This is a genomic window from Paenibacillus sp. EC2-1 (assembly GCF_049311625.1).
Classification (GTDB): Bacteria; Bacillota; Bacilli; order Paenibacillales; family Paenibacillaceae; genus Paenibacillus_AQ.
The window spans coordinates 4,589,986-4,612,101 of record NZ_CP186006.1 but is presented as its reverse complement, the minus strand read 5'-3'; the positions used below and the strand labels follow the sequence as shown (position 1 = coordinate 4,612,101).

Sequence of the window (22,116 nt, the reverse complement as noted above, 5' to 3'; positions counted from 1 at the left end):
CAGTGAAATGGGCAAAACAATAGATGAGCTGCAAAGCGAAGTGGATAAGCGCAGAACCTTTGCGATTATATCCCACCCGGATGCCGGTAAAACTACACTGACTGAGAAGCTACTGCTGTTCGGTGGCGCCATTCGCTTGGCAGGTTCAGTAAAAGCAAGAAAAGCAAGCAAACACGCGACAAGTGACTGGATGGAAATTGAGAAGCAGCGGGGGATCTCGGTAACTTCCTCTGTTATGCAGTTCGACTACCAAGGTCACCGGATTAATATACTGGATACGCCTGGTCACCAAGACTTTAGTGAGGATACGTACCGGACATTAACTGCAGCAGATAGTGCAGTTATGTTGATCGACGTCGCAAAGGGTGTGGAAGCCCAGACGATTAAGCTGTTCCAGGTATGTGCCAAACGGGGAATTCCTATTTTTACATTTGTTAATAAGTTAGACCGTGAAGGTCGGAGTCCATTTGATCTGATGGAAGAAATTGAGCAAGTGCTCGGTATTCGATCTGTTCCAATGAACTGGCCGATTGGATCAGGACGTGAGCTATGCGGTGTATATGACCGGATGAAAAATCAGGTTGAGCTTTTCCAAGGGGATGACCATTCGACCATCAATGTTCAAAAGGTTGAGGATTACAACGATCCGATGATACGAGAAATGGCTGGAGATTTTTTGCATGATCAATTGTGCCAAGATCTTGAGCTGTTGGATGTAGCCGGAGATCCTTTTGATTTTGAAAAAGTACTGAAGGGTGAATTGACGCCTGTATTTTTCGGCAGTGCGGTCAACAACTTTGGTGTTCAGACATTCTTAGAGAACTTCCTTCAATTAGCACCTAAGCCTGAACCACGTCGGAGTACTGAGGGAATTGTTCAGCCAACAGATGAGAAATTCTCAGGATATGTATTTAAAATCCAAGCGAACATGAACCCAGCTCACCGGGATCGTATTGCATTCTTACGAATTGTATCAGGTAAGTTTGAACGTGGGATGAGTGTTAAACATGTACGCATGGGTAAGGATATCAAGCTGGCACAACCTCAACAGTTCCTAGCACAGGATCGGGATATTGTGCAGGAGGCTTATCCAGGGGATATTATCGGTCTCTTTGACCCAGGTATTTTCCGCATTGGGGACTCTTTGAGTCAGAGTGGTGATATCGTATTTGATGAATTGCCAACCTTCTCCCCAGAATTGTTCGCCAAGGTAACGGTGAAAAATGCCCTTAAACATAAACAGTATCAGAAGGGTATTGATCAATTGACGGAGGAAGGCACGATTCAAGTATTCCGTACAGTTAGCTTTGATGAGATGATTCTCGGCGTAGTTGGCCAACTTCAGTTCGAGGTGTTTGAATATCGGATGAAAGGTGAGTACGGTGTTGATGTTCAGCTTCAGCGTATGCCATATCAATTCGCACGTTGGATTGTTGATGATAAGATTGATCCGTCGAAATTCCGTATAAATTCAACACTCGTTAAAGATAAGAAGGATAATTATGTTGTTCTATTTGAAAATGAATATGCGATGAGAACGGCTGTGGACAAAAATCCAACGGCTAAGTTTCTGGAAATGGCTCCATAAGGAGTTACAGATAACAAACAATCCCCCTTCCAATTTCATGGAGGGGGGATTGTTTGTTATTCCCGTATCCCGTGCACGCTTAGCTCAACTTGCCGGGAGTTACGGTTTTCAGGTGGTCATGAAGTGAGCTGACAAGATCGGTCTGAGCCGATGAGTCCATGTCTTTCCACATCATCTCGAACATAACACCGAGACCGGGAAGGGCGGCTTCGGGTCCGTCAATGGACCCCTCGATCATCGAGCGAAGCTGGTCTTCATCCTGATTATGCACTTTGTGAATGACGGCTTGCCTTAGATCTAACAATATGGACATCGAAATGTTCCTCCTTGTTAATTAAGGGTCTTTGTTAATGTACCCGTGAAAGCACGGATACATTCAACGTTCGATGTCCAATATGGTATACTAGGCACAGATAATCGAGGGTTCGGGGGAGGAAGGGAAATGGCTAAGAAGCAGTATGCAGTCATCGGGATGGGGCGTTTTGGAACGAGCGTAGCTAAAGAGCTTAGCGGCATGGGTTTTGATGTACTCGCCATCGATGCACGAGAGCAGCGTATACAGGAAATCTCAGGTATAGTAACGCATGCAGTATCGTCTGATTCTACGGATGAAGAGGCGCTGCGCGCACTTGGAATTCGTAATTTTGATGTCGTTGTTGTGGCAATTGGAGAAGATATACAGTCAAGTATTTTAACGACACTTATCCTTAAGGATCTGGGTGTACCTGTAATTATAGTCAAAGCGAAAAATGAGCTTCATGGTAAGGTTTTGCAAAAAATCGGTGCTGATAAAGTGATCTTCCCCGAACGTGATATGGGCTTACGGGTAGCGCATCACTTGGTATCCCCTAATATTTTGGACTATATTGAAATATCGGATGATTATAGCATTATGGAATTACGTGCAGCTCCTGAAATGATCGGTCAGAATTTACGTGAGCTTGATATCCGTGCAAGGTTTGGTTGTAACGTCATGGGGATTCGGAGTGGAGGTAAGATGAATATCTCACCGCATCCTGAGGACCGACTTGCTGAAGGGGATATTCTGGTCATTGTTGGGCAGAAGAATGATTTAACGAAGTTGGAGCTTGCATTCCCGAAATAAGAGGATTTATCAAGCAGACACACGCTAGAATGAATGGATGGAGCAGATATGGAAATATTATCACTACAAAATGCAAGAGTTAAGGCATGGGCACAGTTACAGGAAAAAAAACACCGGGACAAGCAGAACAAGTATGTCATTGAAGGTATTCACTTGGTACAAGAGGCTCTACTCTCTGGTGTAGATATTGAATGTGTTGCCTATGACTATGAGCAAGGTATTCCACATGAGTTGAAGCAAATGCAAGATACTATCGGTGTAGAGTGGATTGGTGTTACACAAGCCATTATATCTAAGGTTAGCCATACTTCGACGCCTCAGCCCGTGTTCGCTGTTGTTCGCAAAGAGAAAATGACTTGGAATCATCTAGAGAAGGACAAACTGGTCATTGTTCTAGATGGTCTGCAAGATCCTGGCAACGTAGGGACTATTATTCGCAGTGCAGATGCATCGGGTGCAGGGGGAGTTGTTCTGGGCAAGGGCTGTGCTGACTTGTACAATCCGAAAACGCTTCGCTCTACGATGGGATCTCTATTTCACATACCTGTAGTGGAGGGGGATTTAACAGATATCCTTCCTCAGGCAAGAGAAAGTGGAGCTCGATTAGTAACAACTTCTCTTGAGGGCAAGACTACAGCATATCACTATGATTTTACCGGATCATGCTGGTTAGTGATCGGTAGTGAAGGCAGCGGTGTCTCACCGGAGGTAGCGGCGCTCGTGGATGATGCGATCATCATCCCAATGCCAGGTAAGGCAGAGTCTCTAAATGCAGCTATGGCTGCATCGGTACTCTTGTTTGAAGCACTTCGCCAGCGAGAGTTTAAGACTAACTAATCAGTTCTGGAATCCAATTCATTGTTCTTGAAGACTGGAGAATGTTCGATTAACCTTCGATCATTTCCCGGTCTTTCTCTATACTTGGAAATACAGCGAGTTGTTGTTTGAAATTATTTCCTTTTCGATACTTACATGCTTATAGTAGAATAAACGCTTAGTTATTTATTTTATTTGCTTAGGCTTACGGGATAAGGGGCAATGAACGGTGATCTGGTTTATACCTGGCATAATTATAGGCATCATGATTACTTATGGTGTTAACCTGTATATAAAAAAGAAATCAGTAGCACAAATAACACAAACTGAGACAAACAAAAGGCCGTTCCAGTTAGTTGAGGATACCAAAGATTATGTGTATTATTTTGAGATGAAACCTAAATGGAGATTTACATACATCTATCCACCCTTTGAGAAAATTTTTGGAGAAGAGCAGGGGAAGCTTGCTTATGATCAGCCAAAGATCATGCTGGACCGAGTTCACCCGGATGATCAAGACATGCTTATGAAAAAAATCAATGGGCAGATGGACTACAGTAAACCTTGTGTATATCGGATCATGAATATTGAAGGAGATTATTTAACCTTCGAAGAATATACAACGCCTGTATATAAGGACGGGGAATTAGTTGCCATCCAAGGGATTTTACGAAACATTACTTGGAAGTTAAAACTTCAAGAGGATCTAGAATATAAAAGTACGCATGACAGTCTGACAAAAGTGTTTAATCGTCAGGTTTTTGAAGAATTAATGGATAGATACAATCAGCTAGAAAATGTACCTATCGGCATCGTTGTATGTGACTTAGATGAGTTAAAGTATATCAATGATAACTTAGGACATAAGCAAGGCGATTTTTTGATTAAGAATGTTGCTAATATCTTAAATTCTTATTCGGATAACCATGTTATTGTATCTCGAATTGGCGGCGATGAGTTTGCTATTCTAATTACGAATATGACTAAACCAAGCGTAGAAACGCTAATTGAGAAGATTGAAAGAGAAATCGCAATTTATAATGAAGGTTATTATGAAATTAGAATACAAATGTCAATTGGCTATTCATATAGTAAATGGTCTATTGGGAAAATGGAGCGCCTGTTCGAATATGCAGATAAGAACATGTATGAGAACAAGGAACGAAGGAAGAGTAAGCGAAGCGAGTAACCGTTACGCTTACTCTTCTTTTTTATACTTTGTCCGCATATCCTGTAGGGAAGCTTGGCAATAAGAGGGGGACACCTTCGTAGCAGGTGAAGGGAGGTCGAACATGTGAGAAGAAAAAAATGGGGGACTCGGCGCTTGTCATTTCCGACTTTGCCTGTATGGCCTAGAACGCGGATTCGGCGTGTATATAAGAAAACTAAACCGTCTAGAAGTCACTTTAAATCCATGAAAGTTAAATCGTCATGGAACCGGACACATCCCCATAGCACGAAGCAGCCACGGAGCAGGAGGAAGTGGTGGATTATTGCATCACTAATTTTTTTATTCGGCATTTTTCAATTATTTCTTTATGTCGAGCGTAATCTGAGGCCACCTATTATGCATTTGGCTCAAATTCGTGTGAAGCAAATTGCAACGGAAGCGATCAACAAGGCGATAACAAGTCAGGTTACTGAAGGGAAGCAATTTGATAATCTGGTAAACTGGAAAACCGATAGTACTGGAAAAGTGACAGGTTTTATGCTGAATTATGCTGAGCATTTGAAGATCACATCTTTTACAACTCAGCTGGTGCAGGAAACACTGGAATCCATGGATCAAAGGAAAGAGCATATTCCTCTAGGTCAGGTATTAAAAAGTCCGATCATTGCTTCATTTGGTCCACAGATTCCAGTGAAGATAGAGCCGCAAGGAGCGGTGAAGGTACAATTGGATACAAGGCAGCAGGAAGCCGGGATCAATATGATTCTTGTTGAGGTGTATGTTCATATTGTGACCGAGGTAGCGGTTGTTGTGCCTTTTGATATGGAGCCTCAGGTTGTTGAAACAGATATCCCAATTTCTTATATGCTCGTTGTTGGTGATGTACCTATGTATTATTACGATAATCAAGGAAGACCTGTTGGGGAGAATAGCTCCAATGCACCGAGCATCGCACTTCCTCCGCCCAGCAAATCTGAAGGGAATGCCCCAATAGGAGATAACAATATAACGACAAGTCCGAGTCCTGGAGTATCTGTTCCTGCGCCGATTTCACCGAGTGAGGGAGTAACCCCACATGGATCGGAAACTATTCCCGATAATGATAATAGTGTCGTTCCTTAGCTCAACGACCAAAAAAGCGCACCCAAGTAGATTAGGGATGCGCTTTTTTGGCTTTTCGTAAAGCTTGTCTCTCTTCATTCTCCCAGTGCCTAAGGAGTGGGTAAGGATCAAACGACCATTCGGACAATCCCGTGTCACGGTATATTCCATAGTGTAGGTGGGGCGGGAACTTTCCTTGCGTACCTGGCTTACCGTATCCAGAACTACCGACCCAGCCAATGGTCTGTCCAGGGGTGACAACATCTCCTGCTTTAACACCTTTATCAAAGCCTTGAAGGTGGGCGTAGTAATGATAATGATTGTTAAGGTCACGAATACCGATGCGCCAACCCCCGTATTTATTCCAGCCCTTAAGTTCAACAACACCGTAGCATGTACTGCGAACAGGTACACCATATCCAGCAAATAAGTCAGTTCCTTCGTGGATTCGGTAACCTCCCCAGCTTCGTCCCATTCCAAAAGTACTTCGGTAAGAGTAGTTGTTGCCAATGGGGAGCGGGAAAGCGTGGCTAAACAAATCAAGCTTTCCGAATTTTTCGTAGATCTTAGCATACTGCATGATTCGTTGAACGGATCGTGAATTCTCATAGTATGCCCATAAGCCGATTGCAAAATCATCAGAAGAATGACCAAAAGGTTTTAATCTTGATGATATACTATAGAGTAGATCCATATTATTATTGGGATCAGCTTTGCCATCCCCATCTCCATCGAGACCTATACCAGCATACAATTCGATGGTCGCGGGATGAGTATCTTCCTGATTGGGGTTAAGCGGACCGCTCCAAGCTGTTGAGGGCACAAAAATGCCAATAACACGTTCGGGATGTTTCCGGTCTTTGGGATGTACACGTGTTAATGTCCGTTCGTATTGATCGATGGCTGCTAAGCGATACCACGGGATCTGAGTTACCGCTGAAATACGATCATACAATATTTTTCTGGCAGCAAAGGTTTCGTTCTCATTCGTTGTAGTTTGTGTCTTTGCCTCGTTCGTATTGGTTAGGACAGCCTTCCCTTTAGGCGCGGCATAGCAAGGCGTCATAAGGGATGCCACTGTAACGGTTGTTATAACCACAGTAGCCAAGTGGGTCTTAGCCGCGATCCGACCCCAATGTTGTCTTGATTTTGTCATGGTGTCCTGTCCTCCAGATCTTTGATTGCAAAAATGCACGGACATTGATGCCTACCTGTAGGGTTTATCGAAAGACTGATTTTTATCCATGCCGTGCTCAGATGAATTTCATATCGATGTAGATAGGTAATCTGAAGATTTTCATGATATAATATGGAACAGCTGAATGGACTATCCAATTAAATTGAAAGAAGGTTTTCTTCTTGTCCAAGACATCTAACAAACAAACTAAGCCGGATTGGATTAAGATCAAGCTCACAACAGGCGATAACTATAACGAAATTAAAAGTATGATGCGTTCCAAAACATTGCATACCGTTTGTGAGGAAGCACGGTGTCCTAACATATATGAGTGCTGGGCTAACCGTACTGCTACTTTTATGATATTAGGAGATATATGTACTCGTGCATGTCGTTTTTGTGCAGTAAATACAGGTCTTCCTACAGAGCTGGACATGCAAGAGCCTGAACGTGTGGCTGAAGCTGCTGAACAGATGAACCTTCGTCATTGTGTTGTGACAAGTGTTGCGCGGGATGATCTGAAAGACGGAGGAGCCTATATATTTGCGGAGACCGTTAAGGCAATCCGAAAACGGCTGCCATTATGCACGGTAGAAGTGCTGATTCCTGATTTCATGGGGAATGCTGAATCGCTTCAGATCGTAATGGATGTAAAGCCGGATATTCTGAACCATAATATCGAAACGGTTGAACGCATGTCCGATCGTGTTCGTGCTAAAGCAAAATATAAGCGTTCGCTCGAGTTGCTGAAAAATGCAAAGCAAATGCAGCCTGACATTCCGACCAAATCCAGTATCATGCTAGGTGTAGGTGAAGAGTGGGATGAAATTTTAACGGCAATGGATGATCTTAGAGCCGTAGATTGTGATATTATGACAATTGGACAGTATTTACAGCCTTCTCCACAACATTTGAATGTGGATAAGTATTATACCCCTGAAGAATTCGCAATCTTGAAAGAAGAGGGGCTTAAACGAGGATTCAGTCATGTGGAATCTGGACCACTTGTTCGTAGCTCATATCATGCGCATGAACAGGTGAAATCGGCTGAACGCCGAAAGGAAGAGAGTGTACGGTCATAACCGGGAAAGGCAGGGGAAGCTTGTTTGATCGTTATAGGCAATAGAAGTTATGAAGTGCTAGAAGATCATCGGAATGGTTGGAATCCAGAAGCTTTCCGCGACAGATATAGTGAAGTTCTTGAGAGGTACGATTATATTGTCGGTGATTGGGGATACAACCAACTGCGGTTAAAGGGATTTTATCGGGATAACCATCCCAAAGCTGCGAAAGACGTCATCTACTCGACGATGTCTGATTATATAAATGAATATTGTAACTTTGGGTGTGCTTATTTTGTACTACAAAAGAGCAAGGAGATCAAAGATCCCAAAGAGCTTAAGGAATTAAAAGAGCAGGAATTAAAGGAACAAGAACTGAGAGCGGAACGTGAAGCGTTGGAGAATGGTCAGGAGGAGGATAACGCTGATTCTGACTCCATCGAAACTGAGGCGAGAAAAGCATCCAAAGAGCATCGATCAAGCGGTCGTTCGGATGAGACTTTAGCTGACAAAGAAGTACCAGAGCCCCGGGGAAGACGTGAAGGTAGGGAAGGCAGAGGAGTTAAAGAATCACGTCCTAACAAATCGTCCAAGCCCTGGAAAGAGGCTAAGCAGCGTGAGAACCGGGAAATCAGAGAAATCCGAGAGCATAAGGACACGCGTCCACATGCTGTAAAAAGTCAACAGCAAGTTGAATAGTATATTGTAACAATAGAGCTGTCTTATTAGTGGATTTTCTACTATGGGATAGCTCTTTCTTTTAATTTAACAACGTGATCGACTAACAAAGTCACAACAGAAAGAAAGGGGCGCCCTAAAAGATCTTATATCTTTTGGACACCCCTATACTTTTGTGTGAGTAATTTACCCTAAGAAAGCATCCCTGACCCGATTCCAAAATGGGAATGGACGATACCGAGCAAAGCTTACCTTTTGCTCAGCTACCTGACAACGTACGGAGATAAGATCATCAATTTGGAAGTTATTATGATCAACCGTCAGTAGCAGGCGTTGTTCTTTACATGAAAAAATATCGCAATGATGATGCTTCGGAAGTAGAAGCGGGGATCCTAGTGTACGGAATATCCGATTGTTGATTGATGCGATCTCGGCAATTTGAAGTGCATCTATCGACGGATGAACCATAGCCCCCCCAACACTCTTATTATAAGCGGTACTGCCAGATGGCGTTGAAATACAAATACCGTCGCCCCGGAACATTTCAAAAGTAACGTCATTAATATCAACTTGTGCTACGACAGTACCATCCACACCTTTAAGCGTGAATTCATTAAGAGCAATGTAAGAAGCAGTGCCCGATTTCTTATGAATTTCTAGTTGTACTAGCGGATATTGAACAATACGTGGTTTAAGAATTTTGGGATCTCCGATGCCGCTCATGAGATCAATCAGCTTCGGAATCTCGTCCGCTTTCCAATCAGCATAAAAACCTAGATGGCCTGTGTGGACTCCTACAAAAGCAAGATCTGGAATCCGATCAATAAACGTATGAAAGGCGTGCAGCATCGTGCCGTCTCCGCCTATGGAGACAACAATTTCAGGAGATTCTGCATCCAGTTCAAAGCCCCGCTGTTCCGCCAGCTTGTGAAATTGTTGACTCAATTCTACAGACAATGGGTCTCCGCGGTCCAGAACATAGTATCTCAAGTTGATAAGCTCCTTTTATAAGGTTATATATCGATGATAATCAATCTTGAAGAAGAAAACAATGTTCACCTTGGGAATTTGCGGAACTTTCGTCGAAGTAACATAAATGCCTCGATAAATAAAGCTAGGATAATGAGAATTCCAAGCATCGTGCAAAAGACCAACATAATATGGCTATACCCGTTCTGTGACAAATAAGAAACATCAGGCAGAGAGAGTGTGGGAGTTGTCTCACCCATTATGGGTTTCCACAATACTAAAACAGCAACTAAAGCAATTACACCATGAGTGATCCTTGCGATCATAAACGGTATATAGCGCAGAGGTGTTTCGTTCAGGATGCTAGCGATTTGGGCATGTACGGATAAACCTCCCCATGACAATATAAACGCAGCAACAGCAGCCTTATATGCCAGTGGAATAGTATCCCCAGCTTCTCCAGCATAACGAGCACCTAGTGTTACTTCGAATAAACCACCAACAAGTGCCGTTGAGAGTTGTTCCGGTACACCAACAAGAGATAGAAGAGAATTGACTACTTGGCTCAAGACAGGGATCGCCCCGGCACGTGTCCATAACTCCAGAAATACAGAGAAGAATACAACTAGCCCACCTACGACAATAATAAGTTGTAGGGAAGATTGAACTGCATTCATTAATAAGCTTCCAAGGTCGCGTCCGTCTGCTTCTCGTGCCTTATGCATATTATGGAGTGCAGCCTTAATTCGACTCCCTTTAATCAATTCATTAGACGGGCTTGATGATGAACTGTTCTTTCGACCATGAAATCGCATTAACAGGCCAACGATGAAGCCACCACCATAATGGGCTAGAGCAAGTATTAACCCGATTCGCGGGTTATGGAAAAAGCCGATTGAAACAGCTCCGATTAAGAAAATAGGATCTGATGAAGTTGTAAAAGCAACCAATCGCTCTCCTTCATCACGGGTAACCATCTTCTGGTCCCATAATTTCGCTGTTAATTTGGCTCCTATGGGATAACCTGATACATATCCCATGGCTGCCACGAAGCCGCCGCTTCCTGGAATACGAAATAAAGGCTTCATTAAAGGATCTAACAACGTCCCTATGAGGTGAACTACCCCAAAGCCAAGCAATACCTCAGATATGACGAAAAAGGGAAAGAGTGAAGGGAATAGCACGTCCCACCAAATAGCAAGACCACGAATAGCTGAATGGAGTGCTGCTTCCGGAAAAATAGCCATTAGGAAGACAACGCTAAATAATCCAGTCATCAGAAGTAGCCAGCCGATTTTTTTCATGGTCATAGGTTACACAACGCCCCCTGGGTAAAACCGATTATATCTGTATCAATTACGGTTAGCTGCTGTAAATCAAATTTGTTCTCATGGTCAATCTGTATGCGGGACATAGGACAAACAGTACAAAAAAAGTTGGAAAGCGGTTACAAAAATGCTTTATTTTTGAGAACATTGTGCTATAATGAAACCATCAAAGCACATCTTTCGAATTATTTGGATGGAGTGATGATCATGAGCATAGTCGCGGGTTTACTGGTATGCGCCTTCGTTTATGTAATACGTGCCTCTCTCATCCATCAGGGTGAAGAGGATTGGCGCAGTTATTAATAAGTTCAGGGTGCTAAACTTTGTTTAGCGCCTTTTTTTGTTCTTTTTTGATCGTACGCAAGAACAATTTGCTATGAGATAAGATCAATACATGTTTTTGGTAACTCTGATATAATGAGACTAACTACTTATTTCAGATAGGAGAATATTGTAAATGAACCCTAGCCTGAGCATCTACGAAAATTTAGGTGGCGCTGAAGGAATTCACTCTTTAGTCGAAGCCTTTTATCCGAGAGTTCAACAAAATGAGCTGCTATCTCCACTATTTCCAGAAGATATCATGCCTGTGATGGAAAAGCAGTATATGTTTTTAAGCCAGTTTTTTGGAGGTCCTGCTTTGTTCTCAGAAGCATACGGACATCCAATGATGAGAGCTAGACATCTTAAATTTCCAATAACAGACCGGCATGCAGATGAATGGCTGAGCTGTATGGCTGGAGCCTTAGAAGATATTGGCGTGGAGGATATGCTCCGGGAAGATATTTTGAAACGTTTATCCGGACCTGCCCGACATTTTGTAAACACACCTTAATATGACTTTCATAAGACACATCATGGGAAAGGGATGTCATCGGTATGGCTATAGCATTAGAACCTCTGTACACGATTACGGTAACCTGCAGCAATTGTGAGCACCCATTCAGCACATCGAGAGTACGGCCTAGCTTCAAAAAAGCCATAAGAACAGATACAGATTTCTGTGGTTATTACAAAAATGAAAATCCAGATTTTTATGTGGTGAGAATCTGCCCTAAATGCGGATTTGCTTCTACTGAGCATTCAGCTGATCATTTGAATGAACGCCAAAGGACAGATTTTCAAACGAAAATCGCAAGCAGATGGACTGAGCGGGATTTCGGAGGCAGCAGGGGACTGGAAGAAGCGTTAGAAACATATAAGCTGGCTCTTCTCTGTGCGCAATGCATTGGTGAGAAGGAACGAATTGTTGCAAGCCTCCTACACCATATTGCCTGGCTTTACCGATATCAAGGGAATAAGGAGCAGGAACAGCGTTTTTTGGCTCATAGCCTTGATTCCTATGTTCGGGTCTATGAGGTCGAAGGAGTAGGTATGAATGATGCACGCCTTCTTTACTTAATTGGAGAATTAAATCGACGAATCGGTCGATACAGTGATGCTGTTCAGTGGTTCTCACGAGTGATTCATGATAAAAAAATTGTCGATTCAGCGATGATTCGGGCGTCACGCGAACAGTGGGCTGTTCTTCGGGAGCAGATGTTGGCTGAGAAGCTGGCCTTACCTGAGGAAATGAACTCTATATAACGACAAAAAGGCCCATATACAGGGCCTGAAGCGAATCTTACGTTATCGAAGCTTTTGATCGGTTAGAAGGTAATCTGCGTCACTATCGAGTACCGTAACCTTGTTATGACAACAAGGAAAGATGAGAAGTTTCTTTTTCCCTTCCCTAACACTGATAAGTTCTTTCGGCTTCATGGGAAGAAGAACATTGTCGCTGCCACAGAAGGGGCAGTTCTGTACATATACATCTCCAGTAATAATGTCATAAGGCCATGCATTAGCAAAAGGGATCATGGTTTCTCCGTAGTGCCGCTAGTTTGGTCTTTTACGCCATCAGATGAAGGTTGCTGCTCTGTTTTAGCCAGTTCAGCGATTTTTTGCATCAGAATATGCTGAGGCATATGCATCAGCTGTTCTAAAGGGACGCCAAGCTGTTTTGAAAGGGTCAATGCCGTTTCGGCTGATATTTGCAATGGTCTCATAGAAGTTTCCCTCCAAGCCTTATTTTAAAGGATATAAATATAGTTATACACTTTAACACGATACCACACAAATTAAAACACCTCATTACGGAATGGAGAAAGGTGATGACGATGAATAAGCCACTAAAGCAAACATGGGATCTTGAAACTGTTTTTCCGGGAGGGTCGCAATCTCCTGAACTCACAGCATTTCTGAATTCACTGGAGAAAGAAGTGAAGGAACTTCGTGGAATGGTCCAAACAGCCATCGTTCCAACAGATCTGAAGGAAGCTGAAACTTTAGAGGATATTTTATTTTCACTAGAAAGCTGCTGGGCTAAGGCTAGTGAGGCAAGTGCATTTATCGGTTGTCTAGCTGCGCAGGATATTAATGATAAAAAAGCGATTCAGTTATCTGGGCGTATTACATCGTTATTCGCTGATCTTCAAAGTGTAGCAGCTCAATTTGATAACCTTCTTCGTGAAGTGGACGATACACTGTGGAATGAATGGATAACAACTGCGAAGGTAGAGCCTCATAAGTTCATATTGAATGAGAGCAGAGATCTGGCACGTGAGAAAATGAGTCCAGAGCTTGAAAGTTTAGCACTTGAACTTGCCATCGACGGTTATCATGGATGGGGAGAGTTTTATGACACGATTGTAAGTAAAATTCAGATTCCATTTGAAGAGAATGGGAAGACAGAGATGTTGTCTGCTGGACAGGCTTCTAATAAATTGCACAACCCAAGCAGGGAAATCAGACAAGAAATGTTTGAAAAATGGGAAAATGCCTGGACAGAAGCTGAGGATTACTGCGCAGATACACTGAATCATCTAGCGGGTTTTCGACTTAAGCTTTATGGGAACCGTGGATGGGATGATGTTCTTAAAGAGCCGCTAACAATCAACCGTATGTCACGTAAGACCTTAGATACAATGTGGGCAGTTATTCAAGACACCAAGCCAGTGCTTGTTGAGTATCTGAATCGAAAAGCGAAGCTTCTTGGTCTAGAGACACTATCTTGGACGGATGTAGAAGCACCTATTCGAACTTCGGTCTCTAAAGTAACTTACGATGAAGCTGCCGAAACGATTGTGGAGCAATTCAGAAAATTCAGTCCGAAGTTAGCTGAATTCTCAGAAATGGCATTTGATAAAAGCTGGATTGAAGTAGAAGATCGACCAGGCAAACGTCCTGGTGGATTCTGCACCTCATTTCAGGAGAGCGATCAGACAAGAATCTTTATGACCTACAGTGGTACTGCATCGAATGTGTCCACGCTTGCGCATGAACTAGGCCATGCTTATCACCAATATGTGATGAAGGGCTTGCCGGTGCTCAATCAGAATTATGCGATGAATGTAGCTGAAACAGCATCAACTTTTGCAGAAATGATTGTGGCGGATGCGCTTGTAAAATCGGCCAAAACCGAGGACGAGAAATTGGCATTGCTAGAGGAGAAAATCCAAAACAGCGTAGCCTTCTTCATGAATATCCATGCTCGTTTCTTATTTGAGACCCGCTTCTACACTCAGCGGAAAGAAGGGCTACTGAGTGCAGATGAAATCTCTTCCCTAATGGAAGAAGCTCAGAAGGAAGCTTATTGTGGAGCTCTCTCAACCTACCACCCGCATTTCTGGGCTTCTAAGCTGCATTTCTACATTACAGGTGTACCTTTCTATAATTTCCCTTACACATTTGGCTATATGTTTAGTACTGGGCTCTATGTTCGGGCATTGCAGGAAGGCAGTGCGTTTGCAGATAAATATGACGCACTGCTACGGGATACTGGAATCATGACAGTAGAAGAGTTAGCCAAAAAGCACCTAAATGTCGACCTGACCCAGCGTGATTTCTGGCAAAGTGCGGCAGATATGTGCATCGCAGATATTCAACAATTTTTGCAAATGACTGATCATTTGGCGTAACTTGGAGAAACTTGAAATTATATTGATCAAAAGGAGTCCTTGTGGACTTCTTTTTTTGTCGTAGAAAACAGAAAGTTGTCGGAATTCCAAAGAAGCTGACAAGGAATTTATGAAAAAATAGTAACAAATACCCAATTATGTTGAAAATTGTTGATGTATCCATATCTTTGTCCTATAATGAGTCATAAGCCCTATATAAGGGGATTGCGATGAAAAATTGAGGGGGTTTGAAATGATTAAATTGGATCAATTATCGCTGGTGAGGCAATTAGACTTAGTATTTAAAGAATTGGAAAATGAATTATCAGGACTTTCTTCTGGTACTGTATTTGTGCAAATACGAAATAATATTATTGGTAAATTTGGAATCCGTCATAATCCTCTTACAGGGCGTAACGGAGTAATGGCTCCCGTAGAAGATGGATTGAACAGGGACCAGCAATCATCCTTTAGAGCAATGGCACTTGAGAGTCTAAAGCACAAAAGACATTGGACTCATGGAGAAATAAGCTATGATTTCACGGTACGACAAGGACTTATCATTGTAGATGCGGTGCTCGAATCGAATTACAATATGGCCAATCTAATGATTCGTTATCCAAGAACTAGTGTATCTGATGCTGTTTCTGAGTCCTGATACATACAAAAAGAGGCGATCTTTGGGGAGAAGATCGCCTCTTTCTTTATTAGTTGAACAATATCAACTATCGGTTAGAATTACCTGATAATTGTTGCTCAGCCATTTGTACCAGACGCTTTGTGATGTAACCTCCCAAAGAACCAGTCTCACGGGAAGTGTAGTTACCCATATAACCGTCCTGTGGAATCGATACGCCCAATTCCTGTGCTGCTTCATACTTCAATTGTTGAAGTGCAGCGTTAGCTTGGGGAACGACTAGGTTGTTAGAACGACTTCCGCTTCTGCCGCTTTGTCCTGATTGACCCATACCCATGTTTTTCACCTCCTTCTCGTGTTGTATGAAGTTATTATGGTTGAAAGAAGAGAATCTCATGCGTATAGATTCAAAGATCATTATTGGTAAATATTAGACGAAAAAGAGTCCTGAGATTTCTCAGGACTCTAACTTATGAATCATTTAAATCAATCCGTAGTGCTTGGATAGTGGACTTGCAGCTTCGTATGTAGCTCAACCGATTGGCCAGGCTCTAAGTTAATAAGACCAGTTACTTCGTTCGGTAGATCGAGATTCGGAGCGTTAGGAAGCCAAGTATAAGGTTCTATACAAAGAAATTGATCCGCTGTTCCTTTCGTATACAACACCCAATGTTTAAAGTAGGAACGATCGGCTGTGTATTGAATGGTATATCCGTCATCTCGGGTTAAGAATGCTTCTGCTGGCTGATCTTCAGGGATTTTGAATATCGTATCCAGATCAGACCCCTTCAGATTGAATCCCGTATTCAAAGCTTCCAGATCCTTAAGAGGAGCGAACTCGCCAGTTGGGAGAAGCTGTTCATCAAGTGTATAAATACCTTCAACAGGCAGTTTAAGAGTCCATTGATCAGGCTGACCATCTAAGAGAAACCAAGTATGATAGCCCATCCCAAAAGGAACAGCTCGGTTTCCGTTGTTCGTAATCCGCAGTTCTTGTTTTAAATCAGATCCTTGTAAGCGGAAAGTCATTTGTAATTTTAGAGGTTCAGGCATTTGTGCAGTCCAGCGCGAGTCATCTGCCGTTGAAAATTCCGTAGTAACTGCACAACCTTCTTCATCTTCTTCAATGTCGCTAACGCACCAAGCTTGTGTGCGATGCAATCCATGGATATGATTATCATTTGCTGTGTTTTGATCAAACTGATAGCTGGCACCATCATATTCAAAGCGCCCTTTAGCGATCCTTCCGGGCGGAATAAGCATCGGAATACCGAAATGGTAAGGTTTCTGTAAATAAAATGCCAGTTCACTTTCTTCAGGCTTCCGGAGCACTTGGCGCTGTTCTTGTAGGTCCTTTATTTCGATGACGTTGTTACCGAGACGAGGAAGGAGGGTCACTTCTAACCGTCCAGTGTTTAAGATATAGGTGTCGTAACCATTCCATTGTCCTTTGGTCACTTGATTCATATCGATGCTCCTTTACCACAATAATCAATAGTAGATGATTAACCTCATCATAACAGATTTTACGAACAGACGTGAAAAATTATAGTGTTAGGAGTTTCTGCGTTTAGCTTTAATTATAAAGCCCCAGCCTATATTACACACAGCCAGAATCCCAAGTCCTATGGCTATGAATGCATTATAACTGATCGAGATCGCCGCTGCACTTAACAGAATGATGGACGAGATAGCGAACCATAGGGAAAGTCCTTTGCTCATGAGAAAAACCTCCGATAATTTGGTATTTAATATTTCGGTATAAGGTTGCGAGAAGAAGACATAATAAGTTTGCAAGCTTGCACTACAGACCTATTCAGTGAAGGGAGATTTGATTAACATGGCACAAAGAGGTTCCCGCAGTAATAATCTGGTAGTACCACAAGCGAATGCAGCTCTGCAACAGCTTAAAATGGAGGCTGCTCAAGAATTGGGTGTAAGCATTCCAGAGGATGGTTACATGGGCCATTATACTTCCCGTGAAACTGGGTCGCTAGGTGGTTATATCACAAAACGTCTAGTACAAATCGCAGAACAGTCCCTTTCTGGACGCAACTCGTAATAAAGGTTTCATACTTGTGTGATCAAGCCCGAAGCAGAAATGCTTCGGGCTTTTTATTTTATGCGAAGAACCTCGTCGTCTAACAGTAAATCTTAGACAAATTGTGCCTTAATGGAAGGGGAAACGTCAAGATGGAAAAGCGACATCAAATGTCACTGAATTGTCATATTGATAGAATGAAATCCGAAGGATTACGCAACACTTTTTCATGCCGATATGATAAACTTTATAGCGGAGGCATCTTCCTCCATAACGATAGAACAAGGAGGAACGTTTGAGACGTGGAAAATCATATGAGTTACCAGGCTCCTTCGGATTCCGCTACATTGGCTTCCGCAAAATCCAAGCCTCCCGAACAAACGGGGACATGGAGAGATTTCATAGCAGTGACAAAACCCGGGATTATCCGGTCTAATCTAATAGCGGCTTTTGCCGGATTTTGGCTTGCGTCCCAATGGGACATTCAATTTGGATTGATGATCATGACACTTCTCGGAACCGTATTAGTTATGGCTTCGTCTTGTGTATTTAACAATTATTTTGACCGCGATCTAGACTTGAAGATGGAACGTACGCGTAAACGTTCGCTTCCAACAGGACGACTAACTCCGAAAGTGGTGTTATGGTACGCAATTACCTTAGGTGTTGTTGGACTTGCCATGCTGTTTATCTTTTCGGGCGTACTTGCTGGAGTATTTGGCATTGTAGGTATGTTTGTGTACGTAGTCATATACACCCTTTGGCTTAAGCGTAGTTCAACTTGGAGTACATCTGTAGGTGCGATTTCAGGAGCTATGCCGCCTGTTATCGGTTATGTTGCGGTTACGCAAACGGTTGATATGGGCGCTTGGCTGCTATTTGCTTTGTTGTTCTTATGGCAACCTCCTCACTTCTGGGCGCTCGGTATTCGTCGTGTCGAAGATTACCGTGCAGCAGGATATCCTTTGCTCCCAGTTGTTAAAGGGATTAAACGTACTAAGATTCAGATGATCCCCTATGTTGCATTGCTCGTTCCATTGCCTATTCTCATGTATGCTTACGGATACGCTGGAATCTTTTTTCTTATTATTTCACTGTTGTTGTCTATTACTTGGTTGTATCTTTCACTTAAAGGCTTCCGTGCAAAAGATGACGAGGCTTGGTCAAAAAAGGTATTCTTATTCTCCATTAACTATCTGACATTGAGTCTGATTGTACTCGTTCTCGATACAGTTCATTAAATGGACTGTTTTATCCCATAAATAATGAGGTGGATGAAGGGAGAACGAGTATAGATGTCATCGCTGAAACGGTATAAATGGACGTGGTTGCTGCTCTCAGTATGCGTAATCGCGGCAGTAGTTCTTGTGTACAATTCATTAGGTATAGGCAAGAGCAAGTTCCCAGTGGTTGGACAGGTTGCGGACTTTACGATGGAGAATGTGGATGGAAAAACGGTATCCAGAGACGATACTAAAGGACAAGTGAGGTTGATGTATTTTTATTTCACAAGCTGTCCGGATGTATGTCCTGTAACGACATTTTTGCTATCTCAGGTTCAGAATGAACTGAAGAAAGATGGTACGTTCGGGAAAGATGTTAGTTTTGTCTCCATTTCATTTGATCCTGTTACGGATACGCGTGAGAAAATCAAAGAATTTGGTGATCGATTCTTCGCTGATTACAGCGGTTGGTATTTTCTCCGTGGGGATCAAGAAAAGACCCGTGATCTGATGCAAGGTTCATTTAAGATTCCGCTCCTCGGTAAAGATTCGACGAATTATACTCATGGTAACTATATTGCTTTAGTTGATCGTGATAACAACATTCGAAAAATGTACAATGCTGCAGATCCATCCAGTGTACAGATCGAAGAAGTTGTAAAGGACGTCAAAGCTTTGGCTAAAGAATAATACGATATGTAAAAGCGTTTGAACCATTAAATTGGTTCAAACGCTTTTTTATATCCAATATACAGTTAGTAAGTCAGGGTAGGTGGGTAGATAATAAACTCTTCAAGTCCAGCCTTTTCAAGTTGAGCAATTAGATATTCATCCGGAGTACCTTCAACCCCAGCATAACCTCGACGTGTGTACATATGTGTTGCATCTGGAAAAACATCTCGCAACATATTTCGAATTTTTTTGCCTGAACTATCATTATCCATAAATAGATACACTTCTTGATCATTAACCTGCTTATGGAGTGTTTCCAGTTTGAGTGTATTTAGTGTCCCGAATGTACAAAGAATTGTGATGTCAGGAGTCACCAATCGACGAAGCCTACTCCGATCATTCTTACCCTCTACGATAATGAAAATCGACATTTGTATCACTCCTGTCATATTACGGCATGCCCCAATCGAAATTCCCCGGGAAATGTTGATGACTATAGTTTAACTTGTAAATGAGACTTCATGCAAAAATAAAGAAAACGACCTTCAAAAGAAGGCCGTCTTATGAGAAAACATGTATTTAGAAGCAGCTCAGGATGATTACTAACAAAATGTAGAGAACTAAAATCATGCCTACTGAAGAACAACCAGACACAGGTACTTGATGACAATTTTTATGAACATGACTCATGTAATTTCACTCCTCAAATAATCTAAGTGGTCATCTGCCACAATGTATACTATGTCAAAATACCTAGCTGGACTGTGTGTTGGCCTAATTAGATCTATTTGGGCTGAGTTGAGGGTCATTCATACTGCTTAAACGTTTATCCCTGCTGGAATATCAACAGATTTCGGATTCTTAGGGTGTGGAAGTAGCATTAGAATGATCATTAACATCATAAAAGCGATGAAATATGGTGAGAGCGTTCCTCGTAATTGACCTGCAGCGATCGGACCGACAAATGAACCGATGGACATGGCAATAGATTGGTAGGAGAATACTCTTCCGAGCCTTCCACCACCGCTTAGTTCAATGAATAAAGAAGAAAGTGCGGGGAACAAAATCCCCTTCGCTGTACCAAGCACAAACAGGATTACAATAATAGGAATCTGATCTATGGCGGCTAGCGCATAGAAGCATAGTGCAAACATAAATACACCTATAGTTACTCTTTTACCAGGTGAATAGTTATTTAGAAATAGCATACTGAGGGTGACCAAGGCACCGAGACTGACACAGGAAAATAAAAGCCCAGTTGACATAATGCTGGCTTGACCGTTTGCTCGAAGTGGAATTTCAAAGAAGAGAATGCCTTGTGCGCATGCAATGGCAAACGGAATAAGATACAGCCGTAGATTGAAAGGAAGAGGATCATTTTCAATCGGTAAAGCCTCATTTTTATTTTGGGAGGTTGACTGTGCAGATTGCTTTGGAAGCGTGAGAAATGCCATGATTCCTGTGAAGATCAGCACCCATCCCAAGCTTTGGAATGTCCCTGAAAAACCAGCTTTTGCTACAATGAAAGCACCGGCTGCAGGAGAAAGCACGGAGGCTAGTGTATGGACAACACCGTGTCCTGACATGTACTTACCCTGCGTTACGGAATCCTTAGATAGCGAAGCTAGAAGAGCAAGACATGCCGGAGATAAGAAGGCGAGCACGAATCCGCTGATCGAACGGAGTACAAGTAACTGCCAGGGCATCTGCACATGAGCTTGAAGCAGCAGAATTATCCCAGCAGCGGTTAAACTGAAGATGATATAACGCCGGCTCCCTTGCTTGTCAATTAATCTCCCGGCAATTAGGTTGCCAGGAAGATGCGTTAAGGCATAAATGCCCATCATCCACCCGATGAAAGTTGGGGCGGCACCGAGCGATATGGCGAACGGTGTGAGGACGGGATACTGGGCATGCAGATCAAAGAATGCCAAGAACAAAAACATGTACAACCAAATCGCTGTTTTCATATAAGCACCTCCTACCCGCACTTAAGACAGGTTATGTTATACTTGTACGTTGAAGTTGCCAAGCTTATACCTAATTTTGACTAGTATGGGGTCTTACTGACACTGAGACGGGGAATAATGTATAATCGGAAAGTACGGTATAAGTTGCCGGAGGTCGCGAAGTGATAGGGGTGAGAGTTAAATGGATGCACAGGTATGGTTAGAATTTCTAAAGCAAAATTGGCTGGTGATTGTCATTGCTTTGGTTGTGTTGTTTATTGTGGTCAATCTAGTCAAGACGTTCATCAAATGGGCTTTAGTTATTCTGATAATCGCGGGATTGCTCATCTATAGCGGAATATCCTTAGAACAAATTGGTGAGGTTGTGACCACTGTGAAGAATGAAGCTGTGGACACCGTAAAGTCTGAGGCCATGAACATCATGATGAAAGAAGCAAAAGAAGCAAAATATACATCGCACGGTGATGGAACATTTACGGTAAAGTCACCGAATTTAGAACTTAAAGGTAAGTCGGGATCGACTGAAGTGGAAGTGAACTTTAAAGGGGTATCGGTCGGTAAGTGGGATGTAAACGAATCGATCAAAGAATTTATAGCACAAGCAAAAACAAATTAAGACAGCTTAGAATTATGTCATACGA

General features: G+C 42.5%; 26 protein-coding genes. 15 read left to right on the top strand and 11 right to left on the bottom strand.

Annotated elements, in window-relative coordinates; all coding sequences use genetic code 11:
* Positions 1-7: 7 nt before the first annotated feature.
* Positions 8-1,588, top strand: a complete 1,581-nt coding sequence (locus ACK8P5_RS21580; RefSeq protein WP_422658288.1) for a peptide chain release factor 3 — start codon at positions 8-10, stop codon at positions 1,586-1,588.
* A gap of 79 nt (positions 1,589-1,667) precedes the next feature.
* Here the strand turns inward: ACK8P5_RS21580 and sspI are convergent, their stop codons facing one another.
* A complete protein-coding gene (gene sspI / locus ACK8P5_RS21575) occupies positions 1,668-1,901 on the bottom strand; it encodes a small acid-soluble spore protein SspI (RefSeq protein WP_422658287.1) in 234 nt (77 codons plus the stop codon).
* 129 nt (positions 1,902-2,030) lie between these two features.
* Here sspI and ACK8P5_RS21570 point away from each other — a divergent pair, with 129 nt between their 5' ends.
* The 4 genes from ACK8P5_RS21570 (at position 2,031) to yunB (ending at position 5,802) form a co-directional block, all read left to right on the top strand.
* A complete protein-coding gene (locus ACK8P5_RS21570; RefSeq protein WP_422658286.1) occupies positions 2,031-2,693 on the top strand; it encodes a potassium channel family protein in 663 nt (220 codons plus the stop codon).
* A gap of 48 nt (positions 2,694-2,741) precedes the next feature.
* Positions 2,742-3,530: a TrmH family RNA methyltransferase gene (locus tag ACK8P5_RS21565; RefSeq protein ID WP_422661543.1), complete on the top strand. Its 789-nt coding sequence runs from the start codon at positions 2,742-2,744 to the stop codon at positions 3,528-3,530.
* 370 nt (positions 3,531-3,900) lie between these two features.
* The gene (locus ACK8P5_RS21560) at positions 3,901-4,698 is read left to right on the top strand and encodes a sensor domain-containing diguanylate cyclase (RefSeq protein ID WP_422658285.1); all 798 of its coding nucleotides are present in this window, start codon (positions 3,901-3,903) and stop codon (positions 4,696-4,698) included.
* Between the two features lie 105 nt (positions 4,699-4,803).
* Positions 4,804-5,802: a sporulation protein YunB gene (gene yunB, locus ACK8P5_RS21555; RefSeq protein WP_422658284.1), complete on the top strand. Its 999-nt coding sequence runs from the start codon at positions 4,804-4,806 to the stop codon at positions 5,800-5,802.
* 31 nt (positions 5,803-5,833) lie between these two features.
* Here the strand turns inward: yunB and ACK8P5_RS21550 are convergent, their stop codons facing one another.
* Positions 5,834-6,847 (bottom strand): M23 family metallopeptidase, encoded by a 1,014-nt coding sequence (locus tag ACK8P5_RS21550; protein WP_422661542.1) that lies wholly within the window; start codon positions 6,845-6,847, stop codon positions 5,834-5,836.
* A gap of 293 nt (positions 6,848-7,140) precedes the next feature.
* Here ACK8P5_RS21550 and lipA point away from each other — a divergent pair, with 293 nt between their 5' ends.
* Complete coding sequence (lipA, locus tag ACK8P5_RS21545) at positions 7,141-8,040, top strand: lipoyl synthase (protein WP_422658283.1); 900 nt, start codon at positions 7,141-7,143, stop codon at positions 8,038-8,040.
* Positions 8,041-8,064: 24 nt separating this feature from the next.
* Entirely contained in the window at positions 8,065-8,718 is a 654-nt protein-coding gene (locus ACK8P5_RS21540) for a YutD family protein (protein WP_422658282.1), read from the top strand.
* Between the two features lie 165 nt (positions 8,719-8,883).
* Here ACK8P5_RS21540 and ACK8P5_RS21535 read toward each other — a convergent pair whose 3' ends face one another.
* Positions 8,884-9,687 carry an NAD kinase gene (locus tag ACK8P5_RS21535; protein ID WP_422658281.1) on the bottom strand — a complete coding sequence of 268 codons (804 nt, stop codon included), beginning with the start codon at positions 9,685-9,687 and terminating at the stop codon, positions 8,884-8,886.
* Between the two features lie 65 nt (positions 9,688-9,752).
* A complete protein-coding gene (gene ylbJ / locus ACK8P5_RS21530) occupies positions 9,753-10,976 on the bottom strand; it encodes a sporulation integral membrane protein YlbJ (RefSeq protein ID WP_422658280.1) in 1,224 nt (407 codons plus the stop codon).
* A gap of 475 nt (positions 10,977-11,451) precedes the next feature.
* Here ylbJ and ACK8P5_RS21525 point away from each other — a divergent pair, with 475 nt between their 5' ends.
* Positions 11,452-11,829 (top strand): globin, encoded by a 378-nt coding sequence (locus ACK8P5_RS21525; protein ID WP_422658279.1) that lies wholly within the window; start codon positions 11,452-11,454, stop codon positions 11,827-11,829.
* 50 nt (positions 11,830-11,879) lie between these two features.
* Complete coding sequence (locus ACK8P5_RS21520; protein WP_422661541.1) at positions 11,880-12,581, top strand: DUF2225 domain-containing protein; 702 nt, start codon at positions 11,880-11,882, stop codon at positions 12,579-12,581.
* Between the two features lie 42 nt (positions 12,582-12,623).
* On the opposite strand, the gene ACK8P5_RS21515 is transcribed toward ACK8P5_RS21520, so the two are convergent.
* The gene (locus ACK8P5_RS21515; RefSeq protein ID WP_422658278.1) at positions 12,624-12,854 is read right to left on the bottom strand and encodes a hypothetical protein; all 231 of its coding nucleotides are present in this window, start codon (positions 12,852-12,854) and stop codon (positions 12,624-12,626) included.
* A complete protein-coding gene (locus ACK8P5_RS21510) occupies positions 12,851-13,042 on the bottom strand; it encodes a YycC family protein (protein ID WP_422658277.1) in 192 nt (63 codons plus the stop codon). Before ACK8P5_RS21510 ends, ACK8P5_RS21515 begins: the two co-directional genes overlap by 4 nt.
* A gap of 111 nt (positions 13,043-13,153) precedes the next feature.
* On the opposite strand from ACK8P5_RS21510, the gene ACK8P5_RS21505 reads away from it, so the two are divergent.
* Positions 13,154-14,953, top strand: coding sequence for a M3 family oligoendopeptidase (locus ACK8P5_RS21505; protein ID WP_422661540.1), 1,800 nt, complete (start codon positions 13,154-13,156; stop codon positions 14,951-14,953).
* Between the two features lie 232 nt (positions 14,954-15,185).
* Positions 15,186-15,590 (top strand): O-methyltransferase, encoded by a 405-nt coding sequence (locus tag ACK8P5_RS21500; RefSeq protein WP_422658276.1) that lies wholly within the window; start codon positions 15,186-15,188, stop codon positions 15,588-15,590.
* Positions 15,591-15,657: 67 nt separating this feature from the next.
* Here ACK8P5_RS21500 and ACK8P5_RS21495 read toward each other — a convergent pair whose 3' ends face one another.
* From ACK8P5_RS21495 to ACK8P5_RS21485, 3 genes are all read right to left on the bottom strand, one after another.
* Positions 15,658-15,900, bottom strand: coding sequence for a small, acid-soluble spore protein, alpha/beta type (locus tag ACK8P5_RS21495; protein ID WP_422661539.1), 243 nt, complete (start codon positions 15,898-15,900; stop codon positions 15,658-15,660).
* A gap of 155 nt (positions 15,901-16,055) precedes the next feature.
* Positions 16,056-17,036 (bottom strand): aldose 1-epimerase, encoded by a 981-nt coding sequence (locus ACK8P5_RS21490; protein ID WP_422658275.1) that lies wholly within the window; start codon positions 17,034-17,036, stop codon positions 16,056-16,058.
* A gap of 87 nt (positions 17,037-17,123) precedes the next feature.
* Positions 17,124-17,291: a hypothetical protein gene (locus tag ACK8P5_RS21485; RefSeq protein ID WP_422658274.1), complete on the bottom strand. Its 168-nt coding sequence runs from the start codon at positions 17,289-17,291 to the stop codon at positions 17,124-17,126.
* A 118-nt stretch (positions 17,292-17,409) separates the two neighbouring features.
* Here ACK8P5_RS21485 and ACK8P5_RS21480 point away from each other — a divergent pair, with 118 nt between their 5' ends.
* The 3 genes from ACK8P5_RS21480 (at position 17,410) to ACK8P5_RS21470 (ending at position 19,523) form a co-directional block, all read left to right on the top strand.
* Positions 17,410-17,631 (top strand): small, acid-soluble spore protein, alpha/beta type, encoded by a 222-nt coding sequence (locus ACK8P5_RS21480; RefSeq protein ID WP_422658273.1) that lies wholly within the window; start codon positions 17,410-17,412, stop codon positions 17,629-17,631.
* A 281-nt stretch (positions 17,632-17,912) separates the two neighbouring features.
* Positions 17,913-18,851 (top strand): heme o synthase, encoded by a 939-nt coding sequence (gene cyoE, locus ACK8P5_RS21475; protein ID WP_422658272.1) that lies wholly within the window; start codon positions 17,913-17,915, stop codon positions 18,849-18,851.
* A gap of 54 nt (positions 18,852-18,905) precedes the next feature.
* Positions 18,906-19,523, top strand: coding sequence for an SCO family protein (locus ACK8P5_RS21470; RefSeq protein WP_422658271.1), 618 nt, complete (start codon positions 18,906-18,908; stop codon positions 19,521-19,523).
* Between the two features lie 65 nt (positions 19,524-19,588).
* Here ACK8P5_RS21470 and ACK8P5_RS21465 read toward each other — a convergent pair whose 3' ends face one another.
* Together ACK8P5_RS21465 and ACK8P5_RS21460 are read right to left on the bottom strand one after the other, a co-directional pair.
* Positions 19,589-19,936 (bottom strand): toprim domain-containing protein, encoded by a 348-nt coding sequence (locus ACK8P5_RS21465; protein WP_422658270.1) that lies wholly within the window; start codon positions 19,934-19,936, stop codon positions 19,589-19,591.
* Between the two features lie 387 nt (positions 19,937-20,323).
* A complete protein-coding gene (locus ACK8P5_RS21460; RefSeq protein WP_422658269.1) occupies positions 20,324-21,475 on the bottom strand; it encodes an MFS transporter in 1,152 nt (383 codons plus the stop codon).
* Positions 21,476-21,656: 181 nt separating this feature from the next.
* Here ACK8P5_RS21460 and ACK8P5_RS21455 point away from each other — a divergent pair, with 181 nt between their 5' ends.
* The gene (locus ACK8P5_RS21455) at positions 21,657-22,091 is read left to right on the top strand and encodes a hypothetical protein (protein ID WP_422658268.1); all 435 of its coding nucleotides are present in this window, start codon (positions 21,657-21,659) and stop codon (positions 22,089-22,091) included.
* Positions 22,092-22,116 lie beyond the last annotated feature (25 nt).